21 protein-coding genes are annotated in these 17974 nt (G+C 44.5%); 4 read left to right on the top strand and 17 right to left on the bottom strand.

Going from position 1 to position 17974, the window contains the following annotated elements; translation table 11 throughout:
* Positions 1–135: 135 nt before the first annotated feature.
* From HWX64_RS04570 to HWX64_RS04530, 9 genes are all read right to left on the bottom strand, one after another.
* Positions 136–411: a glutaredoxin family protein gene (locus tag HWX64_RS04570; protein ID WP_175987672.1), complete on the bottom strand. Its 276-nt coding sequence runs from the start codon at positions 409–411 to the stop codon at positions 136–138.
* Between the two features lie 15 nt (positions 412–426).
* Entirely contained in the window at positions 427–2883 is a 2457-nt protein-coding gene (locus HWX64_RS04565) for a heavy metal translocating P-type ATPase (RefSeq protein WP_175987670.1), read from the bottom strand.
* Between the two features lie 17 nt (positions 2884–2900).
* Complete coding sequence (locus tag HWX64_RS04560; protein WP_175987668.1) at positions 2901–3116, bottom strand: heavy-metal-associated domain-containing protein; 216 nt, start codon at positions 3114–3116, stop codon at positions 2901–2903.
* A gap of 112 nt (positions 3117–3228) precedes the next feature.
* Positions 3229–3690: a CopY/TcrY family copper transport repressor gene (locus tag HWX64_RS04555; protein WP_175987666.1), complete on the bottom strand. Its 462-nt coding sequence runs from the start codon at positions 3688–3690 to the stop codon at positions 3229–3231.
* Between the two features lie 225 nt (positions 3691–3915).
* On the bottom strand, positions 3916–4599 hold the full coding sequence (locus HWX64_RS04550) for an ABC transporter ATP-binding protein (RefSeq protein ID WP_175987664.1): 684 nt from the start codon (positions 4597–4599) through the stop codon (positions 3916–3918).
* Positions 4599–5681 carry an ABC transporter permease gene (locus HWX64_RS04545; RefSeq protein ID WP_175987662.1) on the bottom strand — a complete coding sequence of 361 codons (1083 nt, stop codon included), beginning with the start codon at positions 5679–5681 and terminating at the stop codon, positions 4599–4601. Before HWX64_RS04545 ends, HWX64_RS04550 begins: the two co-directional genes overlap by 1 nt.
* Before the next feature lie 113 nt (positions 5682–5794).
* On the bottom strand, positions 5795–7177 hold the full coding sequence (locus tag HWX64_RS04540; RefSeq protein WP_175987660.1) for a cell wall metabolism sensor histidine kinase WalK: 1383 nt from the start codon (positions 7175–7177) through the stop codon (positions 5795–5797).
* Positions 7174–7848 (bottom strand): response regulator transcription factor, encoded by a 675-nt coding sequence (locus tag HWX64_RS04535; RefSeq protein ID WP_175987658.1) that lies wholly within the window; start codon positions 7846–7848, stop codon positions 7174–7176. The genes HWX64_RS04540 and HWX64_RS04535 overlap by 4 nt, the downstream gene beginning before the upstream one ends.
* 259 nt (positions 7849–8107) lie before the next feature.
* On the bottom strand, positions 8108–8308 hold the full coding sequence (locus HWX64_RS04530) for a cold-shock protein (protein ID WP_032086162.1): 201 nt from the start codon (positions 8306–8308) through the stop codon (positions 8108–8110).
* A gap of 295 nt (positions 8309–8603) precedes the next feature.
* Between HWX64_RS04530 and HWX64_RS04525 the strand changes: the two genes are divergently transcribed.
* Positions 8604–8816, top strand: a complete 213-nt coding sequence (locus tag HWX64_RS04525; protein ID WP_175987656.1) for a hypothetical protein — start codon at positions 8604–8606, stop codon at positions 8814–8816.
* Between the two features lie 107 nt (positions 8817–8923).
* Here the strand turns inward: HWX64_RS04525 and HWX64_RS04520 are convergent, their stop codons facing one another.
* The 5 genes from HWX64_RS04520 to HWX64_RS04500 all read right to left on the bottom strand — a co-directional run bounded on the left by HWX64_RS04520 (position 8924) and on the right by HWX64_RS04500 (position 12907).
* Positions 8924–9124 (bottom strand): cold-shock protein, encoded by a 201-nt coding sequence (locus tag HWX64_RS04520; RefSeq protein ID WP_034762315.1) that lies wholly within the window; start codon positions 9122–9124, stop codon positions 8924–8926.
* Between the two features lie 230 nt (positions 9125–9354).
* Positions 9355–10599: a DUF418 domain-containing protein gene (locus HWX64_RS04515; protein WP_175987654.1), complete on the bottom strand. Its 1245-nt coding sequence runs from the start codon at positions 10597–10599 to the stop codon at positions 9355–9357.
* 151 nt (positions 10600–10750) lie between these two features.
* A complete protein-coding gene (locus tag HWX64_RS04510; RefSeq protein ID WP_175987652.1) occupies positions 10751–10954 on the bottom strand; it encodes a hypothetical protein in 204 nt (67 codons plus the stop codon).
* Positions 10955–11010: 56 nt separating this feature from the next.
* Positions 11011–12165, bottom strand: a complete 1155-nt coding sequence (locus HWX64_RS04505; RefSeq protein WP_175987650.1) for an ABC transporter permease — start codon at positions 12163–12165, stop codon at positions 11011–11013.
* Entirely contained in the window at positions 12155–12907 is a 753-nt protein-coding gene (locus HWX64_RS04500; RefSeq protein ID WP_175987648.1) for an ATP-binding cassette domain-containing protein, read from the bottom strand. The genes HWX64_RS04505 and HWX64_RS04500 overlap by 11 nt, the downstream gene beginning before the upstream one ends.
* A gap of 185 nt (positions 12908–13092) precedes the next feature.
* Between HWX64_RS04500 and HWX64_RS04495 the strand changes: the two genes are divergently transcribed.
* Positions 13093–13791, top strand: coding sequence for a LytTR family DNA-binding domain-containing protein (locus HWX64_RS04495; protein ID WP_175987646.1), 699 nt, complete (start codon positions 13093–13095; stop codon positions 13789–13791).
* A 14-nt stretch (positions 13792–13805) separates the two neighbouring features.
* Entirely contained in the window at positions 13806–14789 is a 984-nt protein-coding gene (locus HWX64_RS04490) for a sensor histidine kinase (protein ID WP_254871037.1), read from the top strand.
* Between the two features lie 169 nt (positions 14790–14958).
* Here HWX64_RS04490 and HWX64_RS04485 read toward each other — a convergent pair whose 3' ends face one another.
* Positions 14959–15723 carry a MerR family transcriptional regulator gene (locus HWX64_RS04485; protein WP_175987643.1) on the bottom strand — a complete coding sequence of 255 codons (765 nt, stop codon included), beginning with the start codon at positions 15721–15723 and terminating at the stop codon, positions 14959–14961.
* 124 nt (positions 15724–15847) lie between these two features.
* On the bottom strand, positions 15848–16432 hold the full coding sequence (locus HWX64_RS04480; RefSeq protein ID WP_175987641.1) for a vWA domain-containing protein: 585 nt from the start codon (positions 16430–16432) through the stop codon (positions 15848–15850).
* Positions 16433–16530: 98 nt separating this feature from the next.
* Between HWX64_RS04480 and HWX64_RS04475 the strand changes: the two genes are divergently transcribed.
* Positions 16531–17022, top strand: a complete 492-nt coding sequence (locus HWX64_RS04475; protein WP_175987640.1) for a hypothetical protein — start codon at positions 16531–16533, stop codon at positions 17020–17022.
* A 41-nt stretch (positions 17023–17063) separates the two neighbouring features.
* Here the strand turns inward: HWX64_RS04475 and HWX64_RS04470 are convergent, their stop codons facing one another.
* Positions 17064–17936, bottom strand: a complete 873-nt coding sequence (locus HWX64_RS04470) for an AraC family transcriptional regulator (RefSeq protein WP_175987637.1) — start codon at positions 17934–17936, stop codon at positions 17064–17066.
* Positions 17937–17974 lie beyond the last annotated feature (38 nt).

Raw genomic sequence — 17974 nt, 5'->3', positions numbered from 1 at the left:
TGTATATATCATGTCCACAAATGGGGAGTTTTAGATTACGGTATTTGGAAAATACCAATGACATTCCCGTTAGAGGAATCTCACAAAACAAAAAGACCCTCAACCAATGTTGAAGGTCTTCCCCCTTTAGAATGTTCAGCCCAATAATTTTTCAATTTCTTCTCGATTATTCTCAAAGCCGATCAGGTTCTTCACGAATTTCTTCTTACCCAATAGTCCTTTTTTGTAAAAAACAAAGGAGGGTACGATGCGGGAACCCGCTATATCGATTAATTCCTTCTCCAACATGGCATCCTCACCGACATTTTTATGCACGTAATCGATGTCGTGCTCTGCCAAGTATTCTTTGGCTGCCTGGCAGTCAGAGCATGTTGGGCGTGTATAAAGTTCCAAGATCAATTCCTTATTCATCGTCTGTATCACTCCTTATATCCCGGATGGCTTGAATCCTTTCAGGCGAAGGGCATTGAGCAATACCGATACGGAACTGAAGCTCATGGCAGCCCCTGCGATCATCGGATTCAACAGCGGTCCTCCGAATAGATAGAGTACGCCCATTGCAACCGGGATTCCCAGGATGTTGTAGGCAAAAGCCCAGAAGAGATTCTGTTTGATATTCCGGATTGTGGCTTTGCTGAGCTCGACAGCTGTCGGTACGTCCATCAGGTCGCTTCTCATAAGGACGATATCGGCTGATTCCATGGCAACGTCCGTCCCTGATCCGATGGCAATTCCGATATCTGCCTGTGCAAGGGCAGGTGCGTCGTTGATGCCGTCACCGACCATGGCGACTTTTTTTCCCTCTTCCTGAAGCTTTTTGACTTCATTTGCTTTGTCTTCAGGCAGCACTTCACTCAATACGCTGTCGATTCCAACCTGCTCCGCAATGGCTTCAGCGGTCCGTTTATTGTCACCGGTGATCATGGCAACCTCGATGCCCATTTTGTGAAGCTTTTTGATGGCTTTGTAACTTGTTTCCTTGACCGTGTCTGCAACCGCGATGATTCCAGCAATTTCTTCTTCTACTGCGATATACATTGGCGTTTTACCCTCTGATGCCAGGCGGTCCGAAGTTTCCTGCAAGTCCCCTAACTCAACATCGTTTTCATCCATAAGCTTGCGGTTTCCAAGCAGAAGATCTTTGCCATCGACCGTTACTTCAAGTCCCTGACCTGTTATGGCGTCAAAAAATTCTGTTTTAAGAAGGGAAAGCCCCTTTTCCTCTGCGGCCCTGACAATCGCTTCACCCAGCGGATGCTCAGATCCTTTTTCTGCGGAAGCGGCAAGGATCAGAAGTTCTTCTTCAGAGGTTCCGCCAGACGTCACGATATCTGTGACGACAGGCTTCCCTTCCGTGATCGTTCCTGTTTTATCAAATACGATCGTATCGATTTTATGCGTCGTTTCGAGTGCTCCGCCGCTTTTGATCAGTACGCCGTTTTCAGCACCTTTTCCGGTACCGACCATGATGGCGGTCGGGGTTGCAAGCCCGAGGGCGCAAGGGCATGCAATAACCAAAATCGAGATGGCGATGGTGAATGCGAAGAGACCTGATTCACCGCCGAAGTACCAGGCGAGACCTGAGAGGATTGCCAGCACGATCACGATTGGTACGAAATAACCGGAAATGACGTCTGCCATTTTTGCAATCGGCGCTTTGGAACCCTGTGCGTCCTCCACCAGCTTTATGATCTGGGACAAGGCGGTATCTCTCCCTACCTTTGTCGCTTCGTAGCGGATCGTTCCATTTTTATTGATGCTGGCTCCGATGACAGAAGCTCCTGCTTCTTTTTCAACCGGGATGCTTTCACCTGTCAGCATCGATTCGTCCACGGAAGTCTTCCCTTCCACTACGACGCCATCGACCGGCAGCTTTTCACCGGGTTTGACAATGATGATGTCACCGGCTTCCACTTCCTCAATCGAAATCTCGGTTTCTTTTCCGTCCCTGACGACGATCGCTGTTTTAGGGGCCAGCCCCATCAGCTTCTTGATCGCTTCCGAGGTTTTCCCTTTTGAAAGGGCTTCGAAATATTTACCCAGTGTAATGAGTGTCAGGATGACCGCTGCCGACTCATAATAAAGATCCTGCGCGTAGCTTTCATTCCCCAGTACGATGAATATGGAGGCAATGACACTGTACACAAATGCTGCACTCGTTCCCAGTGCCACCAGGGAATCCATATTGGGATGGCGCTTGATAAGCGTCTTAAATCCAACGGTGAAAAATGGCTTCCCCATCACCATTACAGGAATTGTGAGGATGAGCTGCACAAGCGCAAATCCTGTCGGGTTCATCATCGGATCGATTGCTTCAGGCAGCGGCATGCCGAACATATGCCCCATTGAAACGAGCAGGAGCGGAACCGTGAAGAGGGCTGAAACCCAGAAACGTCTCCACATATGCTTGATATGCTTTTCTTTCTTTTCTCTGTCTTCATCGACCGCATCACCTGCATCGACATCTTCCTCGGCTTCATACCCGGCATCGGATACCGCTCTTTTGATGTCGGACACTGTGAGCATGGACGGATCATATTCAACGACCATTTTCTCCGTTGCCATATTGACGCTTGATTCTTTCACCCCGTGGAGTTTCCCGGTCGCCTTTTCAACCGACTGCACACATGAGGCGCAGGTCATGCCGGACACGGTGAAGGTTTTCTTTTCCATTTCCGTGACCGCCTTATACCCTGCATCATCCACAGCGTTCTTTATCTCATCCAGTGTGATTTCATTTTCATTAAATGTAATACGCAGTTTTTCTGTGGCCAGATTTACACTGGCTTCCTGTACCCCTGACAGTTTACCCGTCGCTTTTTCCACTGCCTGCGAACACGACGCACATGTCATCCCTTCGATGCTTAACGTTTTTTCTGTCATCGTGTGAGACCACCTTTTTATTTGATCGGTTCTGATTCGTAACCTGCTTCAGAGACCGCTTTGCTTAAGCTTTCAGGAGATTGTTTCGTTTCGTCATACTTCACTTTAGCGGATGCATTCTCAAGATCGACTTTTGCTTTTTCCACTCCATCCAGTTCATTAAGTGTCGTTTCTACTTTCTTGACGCAGTTTCCGCATGTCATTCCTGATACTTTCAATAATGTTTTTTCCATTTTTGAACACTCCTTAAGTTTGTTTGAATGTTGACCACCGCTGTTGATTTCCGTGGAAGTCTTCGCTTACCGCTGCCGTCCCGTAAGCCTCTTCGGTCGAAGGAAACCATAATCAATGCTGGCAGTTCATGCCGTGATCTTTTTTGCATGTGCACTGGCCGGGGACGCAGTTGCATGCGACCTCCTCGACAGCGTTTTTTTTCTTGTTTTGTAACACTTCCTCGAGCATGGCGATGTCGTCATGACTTAGGGTAGCTTCTCCGATGAGGTCGGCAATCGTCTTGCCGACTGCACGGCTGCATATGTGATGAAATAATCCTGCCTTTAACGTTTTTAAACTTTCCTCTTCGCTGACAGCGGCGGTGTAGATGAACCGGTTGCCGGATTTTTTCGTTTGAAGCATGCCTTTTTTGACGAGTCTCCCAATAAATGTCTTGGTCGTCGCGGGCTTCCAATCTCTTTTGTTTTCAAGGACTTTGCTTATTTCCTTGCTGGTCACTTCTTCAAGCGCCCAGACGACCCGCATGACCTCCCATTCGGAATCCGTGATTTCAGGTTTTTCCTCATTGGGCAAAGGATGTCACCTCTCTTTCGTTTACATTTGTAATCAACTTATATTTAGAGTTTACAACTGTAATCGATTTTAGTCAATCATTTAATTTCATTTTTTAAAAAAGGGCATCTGCCCATTCTGCTTTTATTAGTCTGTACCACTGGCCGTGTGTTATAAACTGCATGGAAAATGCATATTTCCAGAGAAAAAAGCTGCGCAGGGAGCCTGCACAGCTTTTTACCTTTCCTATTTTCTTTTTTCTAGCTTACCGTCTTTCATCTCATATATATCATCACATAAATGTAAGATGCTCTCATCGTGTGTGACCATCACAGCCGCTTTCTGCTTTTCTTTCACCACTTTTGAGATGAGACGGATGATTTCGATACTCCTGCCGGAATCGAGGCTCGCTGTAGGTTCATCCGCCAAGATGAGGCCCGCATCATTCATGAAAGCCCGCGCAATCGCCACCCTCTGTTTCTCCCCTCCCGACAGCTGATAGGAATAATGGTCAGCACGATGCTCGAGTCCGACAGACTTTAAAAGATCTGCCGCCCGCAATTGCGTTTCCCTGTTCCACTTACCTGCCAGTTCAGCGGGCAATTTGAGCTGCTCTCTCACTTTGAGATAAGGAATAAGATAGGATGATTGAAAAATATAGCCGATCGAATGGAGCCTTACATTTGTCTTTTGTTTATCCGAAAGGTGCACGATATTCTGACCGTTGACAAGCATTTCCCCTTCATCAGGGGATGATAGTGCACCCGCAATGGAAAGAAACGTGCTTTTCCCTGATCCAGACGGCCCGAGTATGGCGGTCAGCTTCCCTCTCTCTGCTTTAAACGATAGTGAGTGAAGGACATCGATTTTCTTTTCTCCGTCCTTGAAGGTTTTGCGGATTTCTCTCAGTTCCAGTGGATATGTTTTCATTATTCAGCCCTCCCCATGGCAGTCAGCGGGTCCGCTTTCACGATGTTAGCTGCAGATAGTAAGGCACCTGCCAGCGAGACAATCAGCAATACCCCTGAAAATGTCAAAATAAGACGTAAATCGAATACAAACGGGATGTCCCCGGGAAGCCAATTTGGCATTAAAGCAGTGAACCCGATTGATGCCCCGATACTGATGAGGGATAGTATCAGCACCTGTAAAAGAGTGGTACCGATCAGGAAACCGTTCTTTGCCCCGATTGCCTTCAATACCCCGAATTCGTTCATTTTCTGAATCGTCATGATAAAGAAGAAAGCGGCCAGTACAAAGACAGCAATCACGACAAGGAAGACCAGCATCATATATAGTGAGCTTTGCTCAGCTTGATAGCCTGGGATGCCTGCGATTACTTCGTCCTTTGAAGTCCAAGTTCCGCCTGCAACATTTGATCTCACGTCTTTCTGAAGTTCATGATTTTCTTTTTCCAACACAAGAGCATTCACTGTATTCTTTTGATTCTCCGGTACCATTTCATTCCACCAAACAATATCCATGAACACAGCAGGCGTATGGCTGAATGTCTGTTGATCAGTGAATCCGGAAACGGTAAATCTTTTATCAAATTGCTCGTCATAGAGCGTGTCACCGATTTCAATCCCCTCTTTTTGAAGCGAGATATCTGCAATGACGTGGGAATTTGTGGACTTTAGCGGCCACTTTCCTTCCGTCACTTCAGGCATCAAAAAGCCATCGGACTTGACCGCCATGAGGGTGACATCCACATTCTTGTCACTGTCTTCCTTTAAGAGTGAACGCATCTGCAAGACCAGGGGTTCGAGCCCTGGAGATGCCGTTTCATGCGGGATTTCCAGCCGTGACTGGTCAATCCGTGCTTCTGCATCCTCATCGATATAGTAAGCATGAGCCTTCATATTCTGGATAGATGAAGCGTTGTCTGTCGACAGCCCATTCGCAAGTCCGCTTATGATAAATACGAGAGAAGCGACAAAAAACAGGATGAACCCAATCAGCAGATACCTCATTTTGTAAAAACGAATTTCCTTTAATGACAGTGAAAACATTCTCTGTTCACCTTCCTTTAACATTAGTACAAATCCAGAATACTCCCTGAATATGAACGGAAGATGAACAAATAAAGAAGGCCAGTCATATTTTTCATGACTGACACCCTCTTTTACTTCACAGGCAGCTCCACCGTAAATTCGGTCCCTTTTCCGGGCTTGCTATCAAGCTGGACCCTCCCCCCATGTAGATTCACGATGGTGGAAACGATCGATAAACCAAGGCCTGTCCCTTCAATCGTCCTGGTCCTTGAAGTATCCGCTCGATAAAACCGGTCAAAAACGCGGTCGCTTTCCTTCTCCGATATTCCGATACCGGTATCCCTGAAGACGACTGAAACCATGCCTCCATGCTTTTCCACGGTGACATCAATCGTTCCATGGGGACGGTTATATTTAATCGCATTCGATAACAGGTTATCCCAGACAGTATTGAGAAGCACCCTATCGCCTTTTATTTCATGATCGGACAGAGAATAGGTCAGCATGATCCCTTTTTGGCTGATTTTCCATTGATATTGCCCGATGATCGCTTTGAGCTGTTCCGAGACATTGAATGTATCCACCTTCAACACGTCATCATTTCGATCAAGGGATGCAAGGAGAAGCAATTGCTTCGTTAAATTTGACAGCCTGTCTATTTCTCCATTCATGATGGAAATATACTGAGCTTTTTCGTCCGAAGAAAGATCTTCACTTTTCAACAGGTTCGAATATCCTTTTATATTCGATAAAGGAGACTGGATATCATGGGAGATGTTCGAGATGAATTCCTTCCTTATCTCATCGAGTTGTTCCAACTGTTTGGACATGCGCTGGAAGCTGTCTGCAAGCTGACCGAGTTCGTCCCGCCGCGAGCGGTCCACTTCCACGTTGTAATCCCCCTGTGCAAGTGAATGAGTCGCCTTCGTAAGTTTTGAAATGGGCCTGATCAGATAACGGGTCCCGATGATAATCAGTACAATGCTAAAGAACAGGGTCAATGCCAGCAGCCAGCCGAACAACAGATGCATCTCATTAAACAGCAGTTTTATGTCGGGACGAATGAAAAGTGCATATCTTTTCCCATCATGATTGACTGGCACCCCTATTGTATTGGATAATTCATTCGCAAAAAAACCCGTCACAAACGTTTTACTGGGAAAATCCTGTATTCCGTGATAAACCTCCCCTTTCATTACAGTATCAAGAGCAGACCTGTCAAGCCCTTTGTCACGGAAAGGAGCCCCAAAGAATGTACCTTCTTCCGACTCACCATCCACCAGATAAAATTGATAACCGGCAGAGGAGACATGTTCTAAATATTCATGCATCCCCATTTCGGGATGATCCTCGATAAACCCGGCCATTTCTTGACCGATCCGTGTATTTTTCTGATCGTTCTGTGGTTTCAAATATTGCTGATAATAGAGATTTGATAGGATGAACGCAATGATTCCGCTGAGAAGCATGATTCCGATTGTATAGACAGTGAATTTTACATACAATGACTTCATCGGTTCGTCTCCAGAAGATAACCCACTCCCCGCACCGTCTTGATACGGAAATCATCTGTATGTCCGGAAAGACGTTCCCTCAAGCGTTTCACATGGACATCCACCGTCCGCTCATCTCCTTCATATTCGCTTCCCCAAATTCTTTCAATCAGCGTATCACGTGACATCACCTGGTTTGGACGGGACATGAACAAATATAGAAGCTCAAACTCTTTTAATGGAAAAAGAAACGTCCTGCCCTCCATCTTGACTTCATATTTTTTCTTGTCCGCCGTTATCCCACCGATCCTGATCTTGTCTTTGTCTTCTTGTTTATCATACCTGCGGGTCAGGGCTTTTAAGCGGAACAGCAGCTCTTTAGGCTCGAATGGTTTTACGAGATAATCATCGGTTCCTGAAAGGTATCCCCGTTCTTTGTCCTCGATTTCCCCTTTTGCCGTTAACAGGATGATGGGGATATCATACTTCTCCCTGATTTCCCTCGTTAGGTTAAATCCGTCCATATAAGGCATCATCACATCCACGACCGCAATGTCACAAGCTGTTTTTTTCAGGACATCAAGCGCCTCCATGCCATTTTTAGCAGGATGAACGATATAGGACTCCTCTGAAAGGTGGACTTGCAGCAAATGCAGAATATGTGGATCATCATCGACGATTAAGACGTTCACTTTTTCATCCTCCTTGCGTTAGTGCATTATGTAAGTCTTCTCACGATTAAATTGTCTCAAGGTTCGCCTATGTCTATTATACCCCTCGCTTTCTGTCTGTCACCTGACAACAGAATAAGCCTGAAAAGTTTTATAAAGAATGGAATTCGTTTGAATAAAGCGACAAAAAATCATACGTTCGCTCATCCTTTTACAATGAAAGATATAAGCCCATAAAAAAGAGCCCTCCATCAGGAGGGCTCTTTTACAGCAAAAGCTATTATGCTTTAACGACGTTAGTCGCTTGAAGTCCACGTTGACCTTGCTCAGTGTCAAATGTAACTTTTTGGCCTTCGTCTAAAGATTTAAATCCTTCGCCTTGGATAGCTGAGAAATGTACGAATACATCTTCTCCACCTTCGATTTCGATGAAACCGAAACCTTTTTCTGCGTTAAACCATTTTACTGTACCTTGTTGCATAATTATTTCCTCCTGCGTGGAGTCTTAGTCCACATTTTATTACTATTGTTGCTCAAGTTAGATATCAAAGGCGAAAAGTTTAAATACTTTCATTCCTTACAGACCGAACAAAAATAATTCTTACTTAGAATAACAGGTGTGACTGGGAAAAGCAAACGTTCGAAAGTCCCGTTTTCCAGGTAATGCTAATTTACCCTTGTTGTAACAGGAACGATTGTAAAATTCCGTCCTGAAATTGGTATTTAAAGGGGAACGTGTCGTTTATGTCGAATAAAGAAGGAAAGGGGATGGCCCAATGGATAAAAATCGATTACTGAAGGAATGTAACCATGCCAGCCGTGGAAATTTCTTTTCTTTAGAAATTCCTGCGAATTCAAAGGCGGATGGAGAAAACATCGAGCAAATGGCAAGGGAATTGGAGAAAGAGGGGAAAATCAAGATCAGAGAATGTGTGCACAATGATACCTTTGTGTATGTACATGGCATCGTCAAGTATGCCTCAAATTAATGGAAGGAATTGCCGGCAGTTCGGGCGTTGTATATGTTCAAGCTGCCGGTATATTTTTGCCAAAACAAAAAGGACCCTCGGATGAGAGTCCTTTTTTATTAAAGCAATTATGCTTTAACGACGTTAGTCGCTTGAAGTCCACGTTGACCTTGCTCAGTGTCAAATGTAACTTTTTGACCTTCGTCTAAAGATTTAAATCCTTCGCCTTGGATAGCTGAGAAATGTACGAATACATCTTCTCCACCTTCGATTTCGATGAAACCGAAACCTTTTTCTGCGTTAAACCATTTTACTGTACCTTCTTGCATAATTGTTTCCTCCTGCGTGGATTCGAGTCCACTTTTATTACTATTATTGCTCAATTAGATATCAAAGGCGAAAAGTTTAAATACTTTCATTCCTTACAGACCGAACAAAAATAATTCTTCCTTAGAATAACAGGTATTGATGCTAAAAGCAAATTTAATTTTACGGAAATTCGTTTTTTCAAGAAAGGAACCACTTCTATATAGAAGTGGTTCCTCATCAAATGCCTTTTTTAAACAGCTTTTTCCTTAGAGGGGTCTACCGTGCTTTCTTTTTTGGTCATTGGTTGAAGTTTGAGGTAAGTAAATGATCTCCACAGCCATTCAAATGGTCCGAACCGAAATTTTTTCAGCCACCAGGTGCTGAATGCCAGTTGAAGTGAGAAAATGGCGAGGCAGATGACGGTTCCTAACCAAAGACTTACATCTCCGTAAAAGCCCAACCCTACAAAAATTCCGACAGAAATGATCGTCTGCATCAGGTAATTGGTAAGCGCCATCTGACCTGTGTACCCAAGCGGACGAAGCTTTTGCTGCCACTTTTCTTTCCTTAATAAAAGCGTGAGGGATGAAATGTAAAAGAAGCAAAGGGTCAACCCGCTCAAGCTTGTAAAAACCTGCACGGCAATTTCCTGTTTCACCCCTAGATCCCAGACCTTCGTCATATACATTGCAAGGATCACCACAAGGGGTATACTGCTCACGAAAGACCATGTGCGTATTTTCTTAATGAAAGTCAGGTGCTTTTCTACGTCCTGGAAGATGCCGGCTTTTCCTGCAGCGAGTCCAAATAGGAACATGGCAAGTACAGGGAACATAGCCGGGATCAAGTTTGCCAGCATCGCCGGTACTTCGGTTCCTAGGCGGTAGGATACCCACTCGAGGTAGCTGCCATGTTCGTAAACATGCAAATACTCTTCCATGCTGCCGTAAGCAGCACCTGCAATCGCTTCTGTTTCTGCAGCTTCAAGAAAACTTGATGGAATCAAAAACATCAACGCGAATAATGCATTGATGGCAAACAATAAACTGAACGCCCAGATGACCATCGTCTTGATCTTTCTTTTATAGAAGAAAAGAAGCAATAAACCTGCGATGGCATACGTATGGAGAATATCCCCGAACCATAGGCCGATCAGGTGCGCCGCCCCGAAAAGCAGCAAGGCAAAGATCCTTCTCAGATAAAGCCTGTTCATACGCAAGCCTTTTTCCTCAGCACGGCTCATGAAAATATAAAACCCAAGGCCGAACAAGAAAGAGAAAATCGTGAAAAATTTCATATCCACAAACAATGCAAAAAACACATCGATCCAGTGGTCCACTCCACTGTAATCCATAGGAATTCCGTACATCGATTTCATAAAATCAGGCGAATGGAACGTCGGCATATTCACCAGGAATATCCCGAATAAAGCAAAACCGCGGATGATGTCAAGGCTAATCATCCGTTCTTTCCCCAATACTGGTGATGACTTCATTTGGTTTCTCCTCTTCATTCTACTTTGTATATTTTTTACAGTTCAATTCTATAAGATTATATAACAAATGAGGAGTGGATGAGTACAACTTTTTTCGTGTTGTTATTTCTCTTTTAAATTCTTTTCAATGGTTCTGTTTTGAGAAGTAAAGTTATCTCTCTGCCGCTTTACGATCATCCTTGATATGCTTCAGTGTCACGATAAGACTTGTGAAACCTGCAGTAAACGAGCCTGGCAGACTGTATAACAGATACTTCCAGTTACCGGTAATCAAGGACACTGCCGTAAAAATAACCGGTAAGCCTACAAGAACGAATAAGGACGTAATTAGGGCGATCTTATTCCCTCTTTTCATATTGACCATCCTCCTTTTCCACCAGGGGAGCTATGGATATCGCTCCCCTGCCAGACTTAGTTTAGAACCCATTTATCCTTCATGAACAGAATGCGTCCGATGATGAAGACGACAATCATCACCAGCAAGTTGCTGGAAATCGTGATCGCCAAATGCTGATAATCGACGATTCCAAACAGCAGCTCTTTCATCTGGCTGAACAGATTCAAAATTGGGATGGCGAAGTGATGGACTTCGAGTTCATTCACTCCAAGGCTGCCGATGATCATCGCCGGGAACATCGAAAGCATTGAAACGGGAGTGTAATAGCTTTGCGCTTCCTTCACCGTTTTCCCCATGATGCTGGTGATCATTAAAATGGAAGAATTGAAGACGGCATAGACCAAAATGACGAGTAACGAGATTCCGGCAATCAAATAGAGATTTTCCCCGAAGGAAATGGCTTCCTTTAACTTTTCTGTGAAGAAGGTGATTTCAATCATCATGACCAATAACGTGATGAAGCCCATGATTGTACTCAAAGTGGAGATGGCGAGCCACTTTGCCAATATGAGTGTAGAACGATTGACTGGTGTCATAAGCAGGGCTTCCATCGTTTTCTTTTCTTTTTCCCCAGCAAACAATTCAGCTGCGGCTGGACTTGCCCCGATTCCGATCGCGATGGCAAGAATCAGTGGAACCAGTAAAGCGAGCATGTTGACACTGAGGTCTTCGGAAAGCTCTTCCTGTTTCACTGTAAACGGCTGGATTACAGACAATTCCGTTCCCTGAGCTTCCAGGCGCTGTGCCGTAATTTCTTTTTCAAGAGTGGTGAATTCATTGGTGACAATGGCAATCAGACTAGAGGCTTTCTGACTGAAAGAGTCTCCTACTACAGTTACCTCTGCTTGTTCCCCCTGCTCTACAGTTTCCATGAAATCATATGCCACCATCAGGCCGGCAAGAGCATCGCCGTCACTGACCATCTTTTCAGGATCGGACGACTTTTCGATTTTTACATTTTCATAGGAAGAAAATCTTGCAAGGATTTCTTCATCTGCATCCTGATTCACGGCCAGGGTATACGAATCTCCCTTGTCATCTTTAAGCATATTTTCATAGAAAAAAGTCAACCCGCTCATCATCAAGATTGGAAGAAGAACGATTAAAAATAACGTCCTTCTGTCCCTAAAACTGTCTTTCATTTCCTTCAAAAAGATTCTACGAAGCATAGTGCTCATTCCCCCTGACAAGCTTACTCATAAAGATATAGTTTAAATCACGGCTTTTTTCATTTTTATAGAGCTCTTCGATTTCCCCTTCATAGATGAGCTCCCCTTTGTGAATCATCGCCACCTTGCTGCAAAGCATCGATACTTCCTCCATGATATGACTCGAGAAGATAATCGTCTTCCCTTCCCTCTTCAGCTGATGAACAAGCTGCCTGAACACGTTGGAAGAGGTGATATCAAGTCCTGTGGTCGGTTCATCGAACAGGATGATATCCGGATCGTGGATCAGAGTTCTTGAGATGGCGACTTTTTGCCTCATCCCTTTTGAGAAGCCGCCCACTTTCCGGTCAAGATAATCCCTCATCCCGAACATTCGCGCAAGCTCATCGATCCGGACCTTCGTCTCGTGTTTGCCCATTCCATATAAGCCCGCGAAGTATTCAAGGTTCTCACGGGCTGTCAACCGTTCATATAGGCCGGTTTCTCCACCGAACAGGACACCGATCTGCCTCTTGATCTCATTCGGACTCTTGACGGTGTCATATCCTGAAACCGTCACTGTTCCTTCAGTCGGTGTCAGTAGAGTCGCAATCGTCCTGAGCAGTGTGGTTTTCCCTGCGCCATTTTCCCCGAGCAGACCGACAACCTCCCCTTCCTTCACTGAAAACGAAACGTGTTTTAATGCAGTAACGTAATTTTTTTTGTCTTTAAACTGCTTTGTCACTTCTTGAATTTCAATCATTCCATCCACCTCGTGTTTTGTGTTCTTGTCATTATCTTACAAACAATCCTCTAAAGAATCTGCACTTTTGTCGTGAAAATTCCATTTGATGTCGTGAAAAGGTCAAATCATTTAAAAAACATGGTAAGATGAATGTATCATTAATTGGAATATTTTATCTTTTCCCACATGAAAGGCTGAATGAGATGAAGATTGGATTGGTTGATGACCGGCTGATTGATTTAGACAAATTGAATGGGATTGTGACAGGGTTGCCCGGAGTTGACATCATATTTTCGACGACATCTGCGGAAGAAGCCTATGATCAGATCAAAAAGGAAACGGTGGACGTGCTGATTGCGGATATCGAGATGCCTAACCTTTCCGGATATGAACTGGCTGATATCATCCATTCCCATGCATTGAATATTTCCGTCATCTTCGTGACCGCCAACAGCGGATACGCGGTGCATGCGTTCGAGCTAAATGTTCACGATTATATCATGAAGCCTTATACAAAGGACCGGCTGATCGGTTCGATTGAACGATTGAAAGAAAAAACGAAATCAGCTGAAATGATGGGAAGGCTGTATCTCAAACAGAAAAACGACATCCATATCGTCCAAAAGAAAGATATCGTCTTTATCGAACGGTCGGGCAGGTCGACAACCATACATACAAAAGACGGGGAAATCAAGACATACTTAACACTCAATGAGCTCGAAGGCGAGCTGAGAGAACGGGATTTCATCCGCTCCCACCGCTCATTCATCATCAATATCCACTATGTAAAAAACTTTTCCCTTTATGCCAAGAACTCTTATGTCATCAGGTTTGAAGGCATCGAGGCACAGGCAATGATCACGAAAGAAAAAGTCGACTTCCTGCAACAACATTACTTTTAAAAGGTGGAAGGGAATTGAAGCAGCAGAATCTTTGGTTTTGGGCTTATTTCGCGATATTCAGCTTTATTCATTTACATTTTTTATTAAGGGGGTTCAAGGTCGAGCTTCACTATGTGATTAGCATTCTTGTCACCTTGTCCGTCACCCTTCTTCTCTACCGAAACATTCAGGTACCTTTATCGGTGCTGAGTGCGCGGTGGCACTACAGCATATTTATATGGCAGGGTGTAATCTTAGCTTTATATCTTGGCACGGAACGCGCCTGGATACATGGGGCCCTTTTTACGATTTTTATAGGGTTTGAATCTATGAGAATAGCAGGATCGAAGAAGATTTCCTTGCTGACTCAGGCCGTCAATCAGTTCGAAGAAGAACGAAACCAGCTGAATGATACCTTCAGAGTGGTCCGCAGCGAACGGCATGATTTCCTCAAACATATTTCAGCCATTCATTTCATGCTGGAACACTCTGAGGTGAAGGAAGCGAAAGCCTATCTGGATGATTTGGTGGATGGATACGAAGAAACGAACCTGTCCATAAGGGGCGAAAGAGGCAGCGTGGCAGGCATCCTTCATGACATGTACAGGCGGGGCAAGGATGCAGAGATCGAGATGATTTATGATCTTGATATGCCTTTTTCCACCCTGCCTTTATCCGACAAAGATATCGTGACCCTTCTCGGGAATGTCTTGTCAAACAGCCTGGACGCCTGTGAGGAATTCCAGCAGAAGAAAGGCAAGCATCCAGAGATCACTCTACAATTCTATAAAAGAAGCGGATTGTATGTGTTGAATTGCGAGAATGACTCGTTAGAGATCCCCTCTCACATCCTCGATAAACTTTACGATAGCTATGGTCATACTACAAAAGCGGGTGGCCACGAGGGGCTCGGGACTAAAATGATTAATGACATTGTAAAGAAATATGGGGGTTATTTGGATTTTATCCATAAAGATGAGTCGTTCACGGTGAAGATCAAGTTTCCTGCCATTCACTGAATGGACATCGGAGGGGTAGGTCCCAGTTTTTTTAAAAAAAGCAGACAGTAAGGAGCTTGTGTGCATTCCTTTACTGTCTGCTCAGCCTTTGGATATCTGCCTCGATTTTATACACCCGTTTTTTTGTAAGGATCAATACAAGGAGGCCCCGCATCGTCCCCGTATGCCTCTATTTTTTCATTCCTGTATAAACATAAATCGCGTCTCTGAGGAATTCCGCAACACCGTCCTGCTCTTTATCATAGTAGGCTCTGAAGCGCTCATCCGCTACATACATATCTCCGAGGCCCGCATGTGCTTCCTTGCTGTATTGCGGCCAGTACATAGAAATCCATTGTTTGTGCAGTTCGGCCGCTTTCTGGGCGGTCTCGCTTGATGGATCCCCGGTCTTGAAGGCCTCCGCTAACGTTTCGTGGATATCTTCAGCGAGCCTGTTCGCACGCTCATAATCTTCCTGGGACATATTTTGAAGTTTCGCGTTCGATTGATTTACCGTATCGTCGCCATACTTCTCTCTTATTTCTTTTCCAAATTTCCGTTCATTTTCATCAATCATGTCTTTCTTGAATCCTTCAAACTTTTCTTTATCAGACATCGTCATTCTCCCTTCCTTCACGGCAATGGTTTTATCGACATTGGCAATCAGAAGATCGAGCTGTTTTCTTTTTTCCAGTAATTGTTCCCGGTGTTCAGCCAATGCGCTTGCTAAGTCAAAAGTGGGATCGTCCAGAATATCCTTTATTTGTTCAAGACTCACACCCAGTTCTTTGTAAAATAGAATTTGCTGCAGCTTATCAATTTCCTTCTCCCCATAGATCCGGTATCCGGATGAGTTGATCCTGGCCGGCTTCAGGATTCCGATTTCATCGTAATAGCGGAGGGTACGGGGGCTTACGGCTGCTAATTGCCCTAGCTTTTTCACGGTATATTCCATAGATCTCACCTCCTGACAATTTAACTGTACACCTTGACGTTGCGTGAAGGTAAAGGGTTTTTTAAAATTTTGCTCTGTTAAATACCGCTGTTGATTTCATCTGGGTTCATGAACCGTTGTCCCCTTAGTCTATCCGTCTCTCGGAGACCGCATCACAAACCATATCATACATCTTTACGACACCTTCATTCGAGGCTTCGAATGAGAAAGAATCTTCTTTCTGGATACCAAGGGATTCCGCTTCTTCTGCTGCATCTATGTTAGCACCCATGAAGATGAATTCCCAGCTGTAATTGCTCTTCTGGTGTTCGATCATCGTCCTCACTTTTTCATACGTATACTCCCGGCTGGCATTTTCCATCCCGTCTGTGGTGATGGCAAAAATCACCTTGCCGGGCTTCTCCTCTTCTTTTGTTTGGGACAGTCTTCTCCCTGCTTCCGAAATCGTTTTTCCTACTGCATCAAGTAATGCCGTGCATCCTCTCACATAGTACTCTTCATCTGTCAATCTAGCATGGCTGGCATCAATACCGTTCCACAAGACCTCTGTTTGATCATCGAAAAGTACGGCTGTAAGGCGTGTTTCACCTTTTTGTTTACACTGCCTGTCAATAAATCCGTTGAAGCCGCCAATCGTATCGCTTTCCAGTCCTCCCATGGATCCGCTTCTGTCCAGCAAGAAAATAATTTCAGTCAAATTCTTATTCATCTTCATCATCCTCCCTGTTGGTTCATGGTATAATCATATTGGAATTTATCCATTATTTGGTCGCCTGGAAAGCGACATTTTAGAAGGGGGTCTGTCCTTTGCTTCCAAAAGATTTATTAGACGAAATAGAGGAATACATATCCTTTCATTTTACTAACAGCACCAAGGATTTCTGCCTTGAAGCTCCCCGGAACATTTATGAGGAGGAACTGCTCCCAAATGAATTGGATGATTTTATCAACCTCAACCGCAAACCAACTTTAAATCAGGTACTATTTCAATTCATTGAAGAAAAAGGGGTAAGCGATTCTGCGATCTACAAGAAGGCGGGACTTGACCGCAGGCATTTTTCAAAGATCCGCTCAAACCCTGACTATCACCCTAAAAAATCCACCCTGATTTCCCTTGCCTTCGCCCTTGAGCTCGACACGGACGACGCAGAAGATTTGTTAAGCACAGCAGGATATTCCTTGTCAGAGAGTGAGACATTTGATTTGATTATCCAATTTTGCCTGAATAAACAGATTTACGACTTTCAAACTGTAAATGAAATACTGGATCATTATAAATTAAAGCCATTAAATGCATAGAAAAGAGAGCAGGGGAAGAATCCCTGCTCTCTTTTCATGCTTCATTTTTTCCTGACTGGTATCCAGATCTCACTTCTAAAATCAGGAGAACTGACATCCTTATGTTCATTCCAAAGGACCTCAGGGCCCTCCGCCTGTTCATAATTCGAAGACGGGAACCATTCAGAATAAATCCGCCCCCACACGTTTTGAAGTGTATCCGGGAATGGACCGACTGCTTCAAATACTGCCCAAGTCAAAGCGGGCACCTCCAGCTTTTCAAAGTGCGCGGGGCATTCTTTTGTGGTGGCTGCCCCGATGTAATGATCGAGTTCCCCTTTCTCCTCCATCCTGCCTTCCGAGAAGTTGGCAGAAGCGCTGATCAATCCGGAAGGCTCGATATTGGAAAGGCTCTTCATCTCGTTGATCATTTCTTCATTCAAGCTTTTCCACATGGAAGCAATCTCGGGGTTGACCCCATGGAATATGATCGGAACCCTTTTCTTTATACCTGCAATACAAAAGGCTTCCATTTCTACGATACGGTAATTCATTTCATTCCCTCCATCTATGGTTAATTGGAAGGTCATTTTTGGAAAGGCTTTAAGGGAACTGCCGTTTTCCCTTGCTTCTGTCGGGGTACACCCATGAATTTCCCTGAATGCTCTCGTAAATGAGTCAGGTGAACGGTATCCGAATTTAACCGCTGCATCGATCACTTTTATATTCTGATCTCTCAGCTCTTGAGCAGCAAGAGTCAATCTTCTTCGCCGGATGTATTCCGACAGGCTGATGCCGGACAAATAAGAAAACATCCGTTGAAAATGGTATTCGGAACAAACCGCGCGCCTCGCGACTTCCTTCAAGTCAATTTCATCCGCCAAATTCGCTTCAACATAGGTCAAAGCGTCATTCATTTTCTGAAGTGAATCCAAGTGAATGACCTCCTTTACATTCATAGAATAGCAGGGTT

Source organism: Bacillus sp. Marseille-Q1617, from assembly GCF_903645295.1.
Classification (GTDB): domain Bacteria; phylum Bacillota; class Bacilli; order Bacillales; family Bacillaceae_B; genus Rossellomorea.
The sequence above is the reverse complement of the archived record's forward strand: the minus strand, read 5'-3'. Positions and strand labels throughout refer to the sequence as shown.